Here is a 13,943-nt window from a genome sequence, read left to right as displayed (position 1 = left end):
AAATGAAAAAACTAGGCTGCGAGGCCTAGTTTTTTTAATCAATTAAGACAGATAATTCATCAATTTTTTCTTTAATGTGCTTAACGAAAACCTTATTCTCTTGAATCATGAAAATTTGAATGGACTTGTTGAAATATTCGATTGCTATGTCATTATGGTCTAATAGACTATAATTATAACCTATATGGTAATATAAGTTACCTAATCCATAAAGACTATTCTGTTTTACACACCATTTTACCGCAAGTTTACATGTGTCATTAGATTCTTCGAGTTTGTTTAATCTTGTTAGGGTTTTAGCTTTGTTATATAATATTTTAGTTTTAATAGTTGGGTCATGATGATATGGTATTTTCATGTAACAATTAATGGCATGATTAAAAATTCTTAATGCCTCTTCGCAATTTTTGGTTTCAAAATGAACAATAGCCATACTATTAAGAATTTCTATTTCTCTCTCTCCTAATAATTTAGAAGTCATTTTAGTTAAGTCCAGAGCACTTTGTAATAGTCTTAAGGCCTCGCGTTTATTGTTTTTTAAATGATAAACACAAACACCTTCTGTAGATAATAGAAACTGTTTATTTTTTCTGTTATTAACAAATAAAGGGTTCTTCCTTTCGTTTTCTACAATGTTGTAAACCTCTTCAAATTCACTTCTGTTTAATAGTTCCTTAACTTGTGCAAAAACCTCTTTTACATATGATAATTGAGGGTTAGTGGCTAAATCATAAAAATAATTTATATCCACACCCAGTCTTTCTGCTATATAATATAAGGTATTAGCAAGTGGAAATACTTCCCCTTTCTCAATCTTACTGATTTGTGATTGCGTACAGATCCCCTCACTCAACTCAGCTTGTGATAAGTTTAGTGCAGACCGCAGGACTTTTATCTCTTTTCCTATTAAAGAAAAATCCACAATATATCACATCCTAACTAATAAAATATTCCTAGAGTTATAATTTGAAGCGAAAACGGTAGCAAACGGAAGAAAACCATAGATTATATGGGCATAACATTCAATTTTGAGGAAAATATGAATTTTCAATATAGTGTAAAATACTTATTAAGATAGCTTATTAGTAATCCAAATAAAAAGTAGAAAGAGGTAATGATAATGAAGAAGTTTATCTTAACGTTTCTAGTAGTTTCCTTAACTTTGTTTGGTGCAAATGCAGTTACTTCTCATGCGGGTCCTTCTGATGATTACAAAACGAATGAGTTACCGCCTTTATATTAATAAATAAATTAACAAAGGAAGGTTGATACCATGTCGGCGACTAGTACAAACACTTTTGAGCTTACATGCTTTTGGTTTATCGTTGTTGATCGTGAGCAAAAGGCGCGTAGGCATTACCGTGTTGCCCAGCTTGTTGATTACAAGAATAAAACATATGCAGAAGTTTCTAAGTGGTTTGAAACATTGTTCCAAGAGTACAGTGTGGTGAAAGTCGGTAAAGGTACCATACCTTCCAAGTTGAAAAAGTATCCTTATATTAAGTACTAAAATCTTCCTATGTTAATAGGAGGATTTTTTCTTGAACATTTGTTCCTCTTTATCAAATTGTACCATTAATCGTCAGAATTGTAACATAAATATAACATATTAACGACTTGATAATATGCCACATTAATTTGGATTTATTTTGAAGTGTACTTGCACATGTTGGTCTTTTCCTACATAAGAATTATTACTGGGCTCTTGCCTAAGCATTTCTTATGGAGGTGAAAGTGTGTCAAGCATACTAGCATCGGTAGGATACTTAATCAAAGAACTTGTTTTCCTAGTTTCTTATGTCAAAAACAATGCATTTCCACAACCATTGTCATCAGGGGATGAGGCGAAATACCTGAAACTGATGGCAGAAGGGAATGAAGAGGCAAGGAACTTACTTATTGAGCATAACCTAAGGCTTGTGGCACATATCGTCAAAAAGTTTGAAAATACCGGGGAAGACTCAGAGGATTTAATTTCTATTGGGACGATTGGTTTAATTAAAGCAATCGAAAGTTTCCACTCCGGAAAGGGGACGAAGCTAGCAACCTATGCTGCAAGGTGTATCGAAAATGAAATATTGATGCATTTAAGGGCTCTAAAGAAGACGAAGAAAGATGTTTCCTTGCATGATCCAATCGGTCAGGATAAGGAAGGAAACGAAATCAGTTTAATTGATGTGCTGAAATCAGAATCAGAGGATGTCATCGATACCATACAGCTTAATATGGAATTGGAGAAGATAAAGGTTTATATAGACGTGCTTGATGAAAGGGAACGCGAGGTTATCGTTGGTCGCTTTGGCCTTGATCTTAAAGATGAAAAGACCCAGCGTGAAATAGCCAAAGAACTGGGGATTTCAAGAAGTTATGTTTCACGGATCGAAAAACGTGCCCTCATGAAAATGTTCCATGAATTCTACCGTGCTGAAAAAGAAAAGAAAAAACAATAACATAAAAAACCCCTTGGCTATGAAATTTGCCGAGGGGTTTCGATGTGTAAGGCGAAAATCCTGTGAGGGTCTGACCCCTCACAGGAATTTAATATTCTGTAACAAAGTTGTCATGAACTTTCCCAAAATTAATTGGGGTTTTCTCCGCGTTTGCCCTGTCTCTTTTGTGGGATGTGCATATGGTAGTAGTGTAGATACCCAGTTGGTTGGAGAAAGGGGTTGTTGGTATGTACGGGTACCCTTACGGAGGTTATGGGTGTTGTCCTCCTCCTTATCCTGGACCATACGGACCTGGATTTTATGGTGGTTGGGTGTATGGCCTTCTAGTGATACTGTTTATCTTGTTGCTTATTGGCGGCGCTTATTATTGCAAAAATCACTTATACAGATAAGCTTATGCTTCTTCGCATAGGCTTTTTCTATTATAGAAAAAAGTGAAAAATTTCGCAATACGAAATTTACGCTAATCAAATAGTTTAGAATTGTAGAAATATTTACACTCTTCGTTTATAATTAATCCATGAAACGAAAAGGGGGAGTTACAAAGTGACAACGAAAACATATAGTGAAACTTGGGATTTAGATGTGTTTTTCCAAGGGGGAAGCAATTCAGAAGCATTTCATACATACTTAACAGAAATACAATCAGAACTTCATGCATTTGAACAACAAATAGAAGCTTTCTCCACCGAAAATCTTGAAGGGATTTTGGTTTCCTATGAGAATGTCGTCAAAAAAGTGGTACAGGCTTCTGCTTTCATCGGTTGTCTTCTTGCACAGGATGTTAAGGACAAGGCAGCTTCTCAGCTTCAAGGGAAAGTTGCACAACTGCATGCGAAATTACAGGTGCAGCTAGGTGCATTAGATGAAAAGCTGGTTGATATTGATGAAGCAGCGTGGGCGAGTCTCATTCAAAGAGATGTATTTCAACCATTAGAATATGTGTTAAATGAAAGAAGACGTAGAGCGGGTGACAAGTTACCGGCAGCACAGGAGAAACTGGTAACTTCATTAGCTGTTGATGGTTATCATGCTTGGGGTAAATTATATAACTCGATCGTTGGAACAATTAAAATACCGGTTGAAGAAAACGGAGAAGTAAAGGAGCTTTCTGTAGGACAAGCCCATAACCGTTTTTCAAATGGAGACCGTAGTGTTCGCAAGAATGTTTCTGCTGCCTGGAAAAAAGCGTGGGAAAATCAGGCCGAAACCATTGCATCTGCTTTAAACCATCTGGCAGGATTCAGACTTCAAGTATATGAGCAAAGAGGCTGGGATTCTGTACTTAAAGAACCACTAGAGAACAATAGAATGAAGCAAGAAACGTTAGATACTATGTGGCAAGTAATTACGGACCATAAAGGCACGTTGAAAAAGTATCTTGAACGCAAGGCGGAACTATTAGGCCTTGATAAATTAAACATGTATGATGTGTCCGCTCCATTATCTGCAGAAGAAACAATTCTTTCTTATCAAGAAGGAGCAGAATTTATAATAGAACAGTTCTCCAAGTTTGGTCCTGAACTGACAGAATTTACAAAGAAATCATTTGAAGACCGCTGGATTGAGGCGGAGGATAGAGCAGGAAAGCGACCAGGTGGATTCTGCACAAGTTTCCCTGTCTCCGGTCAATCGAGAATTTTTATGACATACTCTGGAACGCTTTCTAATGTCTCCACATTGGCACATGAATTAGGACATGCTTTTCATCAACACGCGATGCATGGAGTGCCGACTTTAAATCGTTTCTATGCAAGCAATGTTGCAGAGACAGCATCTACTTTTGCTGAAATGATTGTAGCCGATGCTGCTGTTAAGTATGCAAAGGATGAGCAGGAGAAAATCTCCCTATTAGAAGACAAAATACAGCGCAGTGTAGCATTTTACATGAATATCCATGCGCGTTTCTTATTTGAGACTAGATTCTATGAAGAGCGTAAAAACGGATTGGTAAGTGTGGAAAAGTTAAACGATCTAATGGTAGAAGCGCAAAAAGAAGCATATTGCGATACTTTAGGAGAATACGATCCGACGTTCTGGGCTTCCAAGATGCACTTCTTTATTACCCAAGTTCCATTCTATAACTTCCCTTATACGTTTGGATACTTGTTCTCATTGGGCATCTACTCTCAAGCATTAGAAGAAGGGACAAACTATGAAGAAAAATACATTGCACTATTAAAAGATACAGCATCTATGACAGTGGAAGATTTAGCAATGAAGCATTTAGGTGTTGATCTGACACAACGAGACTTCTGGGAAAAAGCAGTGAAAAAATCGCTTGAAGATGTGGAAGAGTTTTTACAACTTACAAACAAATAGGTAGATAGTGGAGGCATCCCTTAATATAGGGATGCCTTTTCTGGTGCTCAAATGTTATAATATCACTCATGGAGTTTTAGTAGACAACGCACACAACTGATTATCTTATTTATATAGAGGAAATTTTATTTGGAGGAATGCATTTTGTTGAAAAGTATATACAGACTTGCTATTGAATTGACCAATCATAAGATGTCTTCAATGGCTGTTAAGCGTTTTGCCAGTTCTAAGCTTAGCAAGCGGTTTATCCCATCTTTTGCGAAGGTATATAATATAAATACCGAAGAAATGCAGGAAAAGATGGATACATTCCCTACCTTGCAACAATTTTTCATTCGTAACTTAAAGCCTCATGTCAGACCGATAGATTCTGGAAAAAGCTCAGTAGTTAGCCCAGTTGATGCGGTAATTGAAAAGAAAGGGCTTATAACAGATTCTCTGCAACTGAGAGCAAAAGGGATCGATTACTCAGTTGGGGAAATGCTTTCAGATCCTGAGTTAGCAACAAAATATACGGGTGGAACTTATATGGTCCTTTATTTAAGTCCAAGCCACTATCATAAAATTCATACACCGATATCAGGAAATGTCACAAAACAGTGGACACTTGGCGGTAAATCTTATCCTGTTAATCAGATGGGATTAAAGTACGGGAAAGCACCTCTGGCAAAAAACTATCGTAGGTTGACAGAAATGGAACACGATGGGAAACACGTTGTCATTGTAAAGGTTGGCGCAATGTTTGTTAACAGCATCGAGTTGACTCATGAAAGGGAGCAGCTTGTAAAAGGAGAAGAAATGGCATATTTCTCATTTGGCTCTACGGTTATTTTATTGTTTGAGAAAGATGGTTTTATGATGGAGGAAACATTGAAAGAGAAGGAAGAGGTAAAAGTCGGTCAAAAGATTGGTACTTGGCTAAGCTAGTGACAGCACTAGCTTTCTTTCTTTTTCATCCCTGTTGATTTTCCGCAAATGGCTTCGCTTTCCTAGGGGCTGACGTGAGCCTCCCTGGCTAAGCCGAGGCCACTGAAAAAGTCTTGATTTTAGTATTTTTATAAACACCGCTGTTGATTTGCGCAAATGGCTTCGCTTTCCTAGAAGCTGACGTGAGCCTCCTTTCGCTAAGCCTGCGGGGTCTCCACCTAGCGCTAGCTCCCTCAGGAGTCTTCGCCTTTTGCTCCAATCAACAGCTAGAAACCTATTAATACAAAAAAGAGCCAGATGACCGGCTCTTTTAGGAAGTTGCTTTTATTTTGTAGCTCAGGGAACGGCGTTTAATCTCCAACTCGATCAGGAGAATAAAGTCTGTGCTTAGTTTCAATTCGGTCGCTTTGTGATAGGATTCTAGTAAAAGTTCATCAGAAAGTTTTCTCATCAGATTGGCCTCTGCCCTACACCTCCTATAATAAAGTCACTATGTATGGTTGTAAGTATTATGTTTAGGTTTAGTTCTTTTTTGCATTTGTAATGCATATAATTGTAAATTCTGTAGGTTTACGATTACTCTACCATGTATTTTTTTTTAGAACAACCGTTCTGTTATCCACAGTTAACGGTGGATAACATGTGGGTATATTGTTTATAATTACCAGTAAACGTTATAGGGCACACTGTATAATGTAGATAAGTTTATCCACAGGTGTTGAAATCGACAGGAATTTGTCGAAAAATTTTTATTTTCAATATTTTTTATTAGAAAACAGATGCATGCTAACACTAGAAATATCAATAATATGCTTAACACGGAGAAGGAATTTAGGTAAGATGGTAAAGTGCTAATTTGAACGTAAAACGTCCATATAAATATGTTCATATCGATAACTATAGAAACAAATTGAGGGTGATTAAATGATAAAGTATTTTCTGCCTGCACAACACGTAAAAAGTGTATTTGAAATAAAGCCAATGGACTTGAAAGAAAAGGGAATCAAAGGAATCATTACGGACTTGGACAATACCCTTGTAGAATGGGATCGACCGGAAGCGACGCCTGCATTGATTGAATGGTTTAAAGAAATGCAAGAGGTAGGCATCTTAGTAACGATTGTTTCCAATAATAAGTTAAAAAGGGTAAAGATGTTCTCTGATCCACTTGGTATCAACTATATTTATGGAGCAAGGAAGCCGATGCGACGTGCATTCACAAGAGCACTGAGAGATATGAAGCTCCAAAAAGAAGAAGTGGTTGTAATTGGAGATCAGCTACTGACAGACGTGCTTGGAGGCAATCGAATTGGCTTACACACCATTCTTGTTGTTCCGGTTGCGCAAACGGACGGTTTTATTACTAAATTCAATCGTCGTGTAGAGAGACGAATCCTATCGTGGATGAAGCGAAAAGGTATGATAAATTGGGAGGACTAAGGAATATGGAAGAACAAATAGTATGTATCGGATGCGGAGTGGCCATTCAGACAGAGGACCAAGAAGGATTGGGATATGCACCTCCTTCTTCTTTAAATAAGGAGGCGGTTATCTGTAAGAGGTGCTTTCGCCTGAAACATTACAATGAAATTCAAGATGTTTCCTTAACAGATGATGATTTTATCCGCATATTGAACTCCATAGGCCAGACTCAAGGACTTGTAGTGAAAATTGTAGATATTTTCGATTTTGACGGCAGCTGGTTGCCGGGCTTACATCGTTTTGTCGGGAATAACAAAGTATTACTAGTTGGAAACAAGGTGGACTTGCTGCCAAAATCCGTTAAGCCAAATAAAGTAATTAATTGGATGAAACAAGCGGCAAAAGAGCTTGGCATGAAACCAGAAGATGTTTTTCTAATCAGTGCGGATAAAGGTACAGGTGTTAAAGAATTAGCACAGGCAATTGAAGACTACAGAGATGGAAAGGATGTGTATGTGGTTGGCTGTACGAACGTCGGGAAATCGACTTTTATCAACCGCATTATCCGCGAGTTCTCTGGCGAGGAAGATGTTATCACAACCTCTCAGTTTCCTGGAACAACACTTGATATGATTGACATTCCGTTGGACAACGGCGCTTCTTTGTTTGATACACCGGGAATTATCAATCGTCATCAAATGGCGCATTTTGTTGATAAAAAGGAATTAAAAGTCATCTCGCCTAAAAAAGAAATCAAACCAAAGATTTTTCAATTAAATGAAGCTCAAACATTATTCTTTGGTGGTTTGGCAAGGTTTGATTATGTAAAAGGCGGGCGTAATTCTTTTACATGCTACGTATCTAATGACCTTTATATCCATCGTACCAAGCTTGAGAATGCAGATAATGTGTATAAAGAGCACTTAGGGGATTTATTGCAGCCGCCAGGTAAGGACCTTGTAGAATCATTTCCGGAACTTGTTGCGCATGAGTTTACGATAAAAGAGGAAAAAACGGATATTGTCTTCTCAGGTCTTGGGTGGGTTACAATCAATGAGCCAGGAATTAAAGTGGTGGCTCATGTTCCAAAAGGTGTAGGAGTCATGGTAAGAAAATCTTTAATTTAAAAGGGAGGAAGGCTGATGAAGAGTCTTTACGGAGTAATTGGATCTCCCATTGCACATTCTATGTCTCCCCTCATCCATAATGACGCGTTTCTTCAAAATGGAATGGACGCGCATTATCATGCCTTTCATGTAGATGCCGATGAGTTAGAGACGGCGGTTGCCGGTATGCGTGCCCTTGGAGTTAATGGATTCAATGTAACCATTCCTCATAAGGAAGCAATCATTCCACTGTTAGATAGTGTTGAAGAGGCAGCACTCAAAATTGGCGCAGTTAATACAGTGGTCAATAAAAATGGCAAGCTTGTTGGTTACAATACAGACGGTAGAGGGTTCGTCGAGGCTTTAAAAGAAGTGGTGGAACTTAAAGGTAAGGACGTACTTATTATCGGTGCTGGCGGAGCTGCAAGAGCCATATTTTACACTTTGGCTATTGAAGAGGGTATACATGCCGATATCTGTAATCGTACCGTCTCTAAATCAGATGATTTAATCAAAGAATTTTCTTTGGAGCGGATCTCACGAAGTATTACAGTGGAACAAGCCACAAAAGTTCTGGATAGATATGATGTGGTCGTTCAAACCACTTCAGTGGGGATGTACCCTACAATTGATGACTTACCACTAACATTGAACTCTATTAAACAACATGCAGTATTTAGTGATATCATTTATAACCCTTTAGAAACAAAATTCTTACGAGAAGCAAAAGACCATGGCGCTGTAACGCAAAACGGCATCCATATGTTTGCCTATCAGGCAGCTTTAGCGTTTGAAATTTGGACAGGGAAGTTACCCGATACAGATAGAATGAAAAAATTAGTAAAAGAACATCTAGGAGGAAAAACATGTTAACAGGTAAACAGAAAAGATTTTTACGAGCAGAGGCACATCATCTTGACCCGATCTTTCAAGTAGGAAAAGGCGGAGTGAATGAAAATATGACAAAGCAGATTTCTGAAGCATTAGAAGTAAGGGAACTGCTGAAAGTAAGTGTGTTACAAAACTGTGATGAAGACCGTAAAGATGTGGCACAAGAACTTGTTGCCGGTACGAAAGCTGAACTAGTACAAGTTATTGGGAGTACCATCATACTTTATAAAGAATCGAAAGAAAACAAACAAATCGTCTTGCCAAGATAATGGGATGGAGGGATTTTCGTGAAAAAAGTGGGCATAATTGGCGGTACCTTTGACCCACCGCATGTCAGTCATCTTCTGATAGCAAATGATGTCAGGCAGAAGCTTGCGTTAGATGAAATATGGTTTATGCCGAATCATATTCCTCCCCATAAGCAAAATAAATCCGTTACCCCAACTCCTATAAGGGTTAAAATGATTGAAGCTGCTGTTAGCTCCAACAAACGCTTTCGGGTGGAAACTATTGAGCTTCAAAGGGAGGGTCCCTCCTATACATATGATACAATGTTATTGCTAGCAAAAAAGTACCCTGATACCTGCTTCTATTTTATAATTGGGGCAGATATGGTCGAGTATTTGCCTAAATGGCACAACATAGAAAAACTGCTCGAACTCGTCACATTTGTAGGAGTAAAACGTCCGGGATATTCTTTCGCATCACCGTACCCAGTGCTAGAAGTGGAAACTCCGCAAATGGACATAAGCTCCACTTTAATAAGGAAGCGTGTGCAAAATGGATGGACATCTCAATACTTGGTACCGGATAAAGTAAAACAAATCATAGAGGAGAAACGCCTATATGAATAGAGAAAAAGCGTTAAGACTTGTCAAAGAACAACTAACAGAACGTCGTTATGTTCATACAGTCGGTGTTATGGAAACTGCAATCAAACTTGCTGAGCGCTATGATGTTGATAAGGAAAAAGCAGAGCTTGCAGCAATTTTTCATGATTATGCCAAGTTTAGGGATAAAGAGGAAATGCGTAGAATCATCATCGATCAGAAGATGCCCCATGATTTATTGCAGTTTCATGATGAGCTATGGCATGCCCCTGTAGGCGCGTACTTAGTAGAAAAAGAAGCAGGTATTACAGATAATGAAGTTCTTGAAGCGATACGCTGCCATACTTCGGGTAAGATAAACATGACTACACTGGATAAAGTTTTGTATGTAGCAGATTATATCGAGCCAGGCCGGGACTTTCCTGGTGTTGATCAAGTTCGGGATTCTGCAAAGAGCTCGCTAGATGTCGCCGTTATCCAAGCCATGAAAAATACCATGACATACTTAATCACGCGAAATCAACCAGTCTATCCCGATACGTTCCATGCTTATAACGATATGACTATGAAGGTAAAAGAAAGGAAGTTAACATAAATGTCAAACGAATTATTACAGCTTGCAGCAAAGGCTGCAGATGATAAACGTGCAGAAGAATTGGTAGCTTTGAATATGCAAGGAATTTCCCTTGTTTCAGATTATTTCTTAATTTGTCACGGTAACTCAGACAAACAAGTGCAGGCAATTGCCCGTGCCATTAAAGAAGCTGCTGAAGAAAGGGGACAACATGTTCGCAGAATGGAAGGCTTTGATGAAGCTCGCTGGATTCTTGTGGACCTAGGTGACGTCGTTGCACATGTATTCCATAAAGATGAGCGTGGATATTACAATTTAGAACGTCTTTGGGGAGACGCTCCTCGTGAAGATATTCAAATTGAGTTAACGTAATATGGCTTACGGACAATTTGCCCATATATATGACCAATTGATGCAGGATGTTCCTTATGACAAGTGGGTCTCCTTTGTTGAAACGGTTAAACAAAGGTATATGGAGGGTGACGCTGATCGTTTTTCCGTCGTAGATGTTGGTTGTGGCACAGGAGAGCTTGCGATTCGTTTTGCCAAACAAGGATGGGAAGTATCAGGGGTTGACCTATCAGAAAGTATGTTAGCCATCGCTCATGAAAAAGCTTCCGCTTCTGGGCTCTCCATCCCGCTTTTTGAGCAAAATATGGCGGAGTTAGAAGGCTTTGAAGAGGTGGATTGCATCACGATTTTTTGCGACTCATTAAATTACTTAGAGTCAGAGAAAGACGTAAAAAAAACGTTCCAATCAACTTTCAAGCAGTTGAAAAAAGGTGGACTTCTGCTCTTTGATGTTCACTCTCTTTATAAAATGACACAAGTGTTCATAAACAATACCTTTACGAGTGTAGAAGAGGATGTATCTTATATTTGGAACAGTTTTCCTGGGGAGCATTCTAACAGCGTGGAGCATGAGCTATCCTTTTTTGTAAAAGAAGAAGAAACAGACCGCTATTTGCGTTTTGACGAATTGCATTTCCAACGAACTTTCGAAGTGGAAACATACAAAAAGTGGCTAGAAGAAATAGGATTTACCGTTAGATCTATAACTGGCGATTATTCTACCGAATATCTGGCTGAACATGCGGAAAGAGTGTTTTTTGTTGCACAAAAATAGGCGCCAATCAAAGGGCGCCTTTTTTTAAATAACTCACAAAAATTTTAAAGGGATTTGTCGAGTGATAGCGAATACCTTATTTAATGAAACTGTTTCTTAACCTCTGTAATGTCCTCATCAAACTTCTCATGCGTCTTCTGAATCACATGATGGAACACATCACCAAGCTCATTTTCTAACACCTTTATGCCTTCTCCGGTGACACCGCCCTTTACACAAACCTTTTCTTGTAATGTCTGTAATGTATAAATATCCTTTTCAATTAACTTACCCATCCCTACGATCATTTGACTTGCCAAATCCGTCGCCTGTTCCTTAGAAATAGCCGTCTCGCTTACTGCTCCGTCAATGAATCTTTGTAAAATGTAGCTAAAAAATGCTGGACCGCAGCTCACTATGTCAGATGCAACCCTTGTAACATTTTCCTTGATATGAATAGGAGTAGATATCTGCGAACAAATGGAAAGTAAATATTCTCTATACTCTTCATCCACATTATCTCCGAACGTCACTAGGGTGACACCCGCTAATGCACGGTTGGTGATGCTCGGAATTATTCTTGCTACTTGGCAAGTGACCAATGTTTGCAGTTGGGCTACAGATACTGGGCTTGTAATGGAAATAACACATTTATCACCAGTAAGTTTTTTATTAATTTTCGTTAAAAGGGGGTGTATATCCAATGGCTTTACACATAAAAAAATAATATCTGCAGATCTAACCACCTCTTCGGCAGTCTCCGCAACATGGAGTTCAGGGTATTTATTCTGTATTTTAAACGCCTTCTCTATGGATCGATTAGTAATCGTAATATTCTCAGGAGGTACTGCTTTCGAGTCGACAAATGATTCAATCAAGATTCTCCCCATGTTGCCTGTGCCGATCATTCCAATCTTCATGTTTATTCCCTCCTCCATCCAAAAAAGTTTCTCATACACTATATGTTTTTAGACTTACTATTATGAATAGAAGGTGAAAGCAATGAAAGAATTGTGGTCTGTCCATAAAATTAAAATATTTGTACTAATCAGTGTGTTAGCGCTGATATCCATACTTGGTTGGTCAAGTCTAAGTGAGAGTGAAGCAGAGTCTTCTATTGAGCAAATAAGTTTTATTGAAGAAGTACCAGGGGAAGAAAAGGAATCAATCAGCTCTGGAGAAGTGCACAAGCCTAAGGATGTTGAGATTGCCAATCAAGAGATTCTAATTGATATTAAAGGACATGTCATGGAGCCTGGCGTTTATCGTATGAAAACAGGAGAAAGAATCATCGATGCGGTAGAAAAGGCAGGTGGTTTTTTAGAGGGGGCAGATTCTGATCAGGTTAATTTGGCAGCCTTATTAGTGGATGAAATGGTTATTATTGTTCCCAAAGAGGGGGAAGTAGTAAATGAAGTGATCCACCAACCGGTGAGAAACGAAAATGGAGAATCTGAAACCTCTGGTGCGTTGGTAAATATTAATACAGCAACAGAGGAAGAATTGACAAGCTTAACCGGAATTGGCCCTTCCAAAGCTAAAGCCATTGTAGACCATAGAACAGAAAGTGGTTTGTTTAAGAAAATAGAAGATCTTATGCAGGTCACTGGAATTGGACAAAAATCTTTTGAAAAGTTAAGAAATGAAATTACTGTTGTCAATTGAATTGACGAAATTCGAGTAGAGTCGATACACTAGAGTTATTGCAATATGTTATAAGGAACTGGAGGCTTGATGGAGGATGACAAGAATTTCATGGAATCAATACTTTATGGCACAAAGCCATTTGCTTGCATTGCGCAGTACATGTACAAGACTAGCCGTTGGGGCAACCATTGTACGTGATAAGCGCATCATTGCAGGAGGATATAACGGATCGATAGCAGGCGGCGTGCATTGCATCGATGAAGGCTGTTATGTGATTGACAATCATTGTGTAAGAACGATTCATGCAGAAATGAATGCATTGCTTCAATGCTCCAAGTTTGGTGTTCCAACGAGTGGAGCCGAAATTTATGTCACTCATTTTCCATGCCTTCACTGCTGTAAGGCCATCATTCAAGCAGGAATCAAAACGGTCTATTACGCAATGGCTTACAAAAATCATCCATATGCTTTGGAAATGTTTGAACAAGCCGATGTAAGAGTAGAGCAAGTGGAGTTGGCTGAGATGGCGGTTAGTTTGAATGACCCGGAGAAACTAGGATTCATTAACAGTCTGATTGAAAGATTGGAGAATTCCGGTGCGAGTGATGAAGAAATAAAATGCTGGTATGAGCGTTCTACTGATCTATTCAGCAGAAAAGGATAACATGC

General features: G+C 38.6%; 17 protein-coding genes and 1 pseudogene. 15 read left to right on the top strand and 3 right to left on the bottom strand.

Annotated elements, in window-relative coordinates; genetic code table 11:
* Positions 1–34: 34 nt before the first annotated feature.
* Positions 35–922 (bottom strand): helix-turn-helix domain-containing protein, encoded by an 888-nt coding sequence (locus tag AAV98_RS08340; protein ID WP_060665105.1) that lies wholly within the window; start codon positions 920–922, stop codon positions 35–37.
* A 198-nt stretch (positions 923–1,120) separates the two neighbouring features.
* On the opposite strand from AAV98_RS08340, the gene AAV98_RS20815 reads away from it, so the two are divergent.
* The 5 genes from AAV98_RS20815 to AAV98_RS08320 all read left to right on the top strand — a co-directional run bounded on the left by AAV98_RS20815 (position 1,121) and on the right by AAV98_RS08320 (position 5,699).
* Positions 1,121–1,243, top strand: coding sequence for a hypothetical protein (locus AAV98_RS20815; protein WP_269433452.1), 123 nt, complete (start codon positions 1,121–1,123; stop codon positions 1,241–1,243).
* Between the two features lie 30 nt (positions 1,244–1,273).
* Positions 1,274–1,510, top strand: coding sequence for a hypothetical protein (locus tag AAV98_RS08335; protein ID WP_060665104.1), 237 nt, complete (start codon positions 1,274–1,276; stop codon positions 1,508–1,510).
* Positions 1,511–1,736: 226 nt separating this feature from the next.
* Positions 1,737–2,450, top strand: coding sequence for an RNA polymerase sporulation sigma factor SigK (gene sigK, locus AAV98_RS08330; protein ID WP_010196129.1), 714 nt, complete (start codon positions 1,737–1,739; stop codon positions 2,448–2,450).
* A 546-nt stretch (positions 2,451–2,996) separates the two neighbouring features.
* Positions 2,997–4,772 (top strand): M3 family oligoendopeptidase, encoded by a 1,776-nt coding sequence (locus AAV98_RS08325; RefSeq protein WP_060665103.1) that lies wholly within the window; start codon positions 2,997–2,999, stop codon positions 4,770–4,772.
* A 144-nt stretch (positions 4,773–4,916) separates the two neighbouring features.
* Complete coding sequence (locus AAV98_RS08320; protein WP_060665102.1) at positions 4,917–5,699, top strand: phosphatidylserine decarboxylase; 783 nt, start codon at positions 4,917–4,919, stop codon at positions 5,697–5,699.
* A gap of 310 nt (positions 5,700–6,009) precedes the next feature.
* On the opposite strand, the gene AAV98_RS08315 is transcribed toward AAV98_RS08320, so the two are convergent.
* On the bottom strand, positions 6,010–6,150 hold the full coding sequence (locus AAV98_RS08315) for a sporulation histidine kinase inhibitor Sda (protein ID WP_010196138.1): 141 nt from the start codon (positions 6,148–6,150) through the stop codon (positions 6,010–6,012).
* A gap of 473 nt (positions 6,151–6,623) precedes the next feature.
* Between AAV98_RS08315 and AAV98_RS08310 the strand changes: the two genes are divergently transcribed.
* From AAV98_RS08310 to AAV98_RS08275, 8 genes and pseudogenes are all read left to right on the top strand, one after another.
* Entirely contained in the window at positions 6,624–7,139 is a 516-nt protein-coding gene (locus AAV98_RS08310; RefSeq protein ID WP_060665101.1) for a YqeG family HAD IIIA-type phosphatase, read from the top strand.
* Positions 7,140–7,144: 5 nt separating this feature from the next.
* On the top strand, positions 7,145–8,248 hold the full coding sequence (gene yqeH / locus AAV98_RS08305) for a ribosome biogenesis GTPase YqeH (RefSeq protein ID WP_060665100.1): 1,104 nt from the start codon (positions 7,145–7,147) through the stop codon (positions 8,246–8,248).
* 15 nt (positions 8,249–8,263) lie between these two features.
* The gene (gene aroE, locus AAV98_RS08300; RefSeq protein WP_060665099.1) at positions 8,264–9,100 is read left to right on the top strand and encodes a shikimate dehydrogenase; all 837 of its coding nucleotides are present in this window, start codon (positions 8,264–8,266) and stop codon (positions 9,098–9,100) included.
* Positions 9,094–9,387, top strand: a complete 294-nt coding sequence (gene yhbY, locus AAV98_RS08295) for a ribosome assembly RNA-binding protein YhbY (RefSeq protein ID WP_010196148.1) — start codon at positions 9,094–9,096, stop codon at positions 9,385–9,387. Before aroE ends, yhbY begins: the two co-directional genes overlap by 7 nt.
* An 18-nt stretch (positions 9,388–9,405) precedes the next feature.
* Positions 9,406–9,969 (top strand): annotated as a pseudogene (locus AAV98_RS08290) (nicotinate-nucleotide adenylyltransferase); the annotation flags it as partial.
* On the top strand, positions 9,965–10,543 hold the full coding sequence (gene yqeK / locus AAV98_RS08285; RefSeq protein ID WP_060665097.1) for a bis(5'-nucleosyl)-tetraphosphatase (symmetrical) YqeK: 579 nt from the start codon (positions 9,965–9,967) through the stop codon (positions 10,541–10,543). The pseudogene AAV98_RS08290 and the gene yqeK, both read left to right, overlap by 5 nt.
* Positions 10,544–10,894, top strand: a complete 351-nt coding sequence (gene rsfS / locus AAV98_RS08280; protein WP_060665096.1) for a ribosome silencing factor — start codon at positions 10,544–10,546, stop codon at positions 10,892–10,894.
* Between the two features lies 1 nt (position 10,895).
* Positions 10,896–11,648: a class I SAM-dependent DNA methyltransferase gene (locus AAV98_RS08275; protein ID WP_060665095.1), complete on the top strand. Its 753-nt coding sequence runs from the start codon at positions 10,896–10,898 to the stop codon at positions 11,646–11,648.
* 80 nt (positions 11,649–11,728) lie between these two features.
* Here the strand turns inward: AAV98_RS08275 and comER are convergent, their stop codons facing one another.
* Positions 11,729–12,547: a late competence protein ComER gene (gene comER / locus AAV98_RS08270; RefSeq protein WP_060665094.1), complete on the bottom strand. Its 819-nt coding sequence runs from the start codon at positions 12,545–12,547 to the stop codon at positions 11,729–11,731.
* Between the two features lie 82 nt (positions 12,548–12,629).
* Between comER and AAV98_RS08265 the strand changes: the two genes are divergently transcribed.
* A complete protein-coding gene (locus AAV98_RS08265; protein WP_060665093.1) occupies positions 12,630–13,292 on the top strand; it encodes a helix-hairpin-helix domain-containing protein in 663 nt (220 codons plus the stop codon).
* 76 nt (positions 13,293–13,368) lie between these two features.
* Positions 13,369–13,938 (top strand): ComE operon protein 2, encoded by a 570-nt coding sequence (locus AAV98_RS08260; protein WP_060665092.1) that lies wholly within the window; start codon positions 13,369–13,371, stop codon positions 13,936–13,938.
* The last annotated feature ends 5 nt before the right edge of the window (positions 13,939–13,943 follow it).

This window comes from Bacillus sp. CHD6a (assembly GCF_001293645.1).
Taxonomy (GTDB): Bacteria; Bacillota; Bacilli; order Bacillales; family Bacillaceae_I; genus Sutcliffiella_A.
Note: the sequence above shows the minus strand (reverse complement) of the source record. Positions and strands in the feature narration are given on the sequence as shown.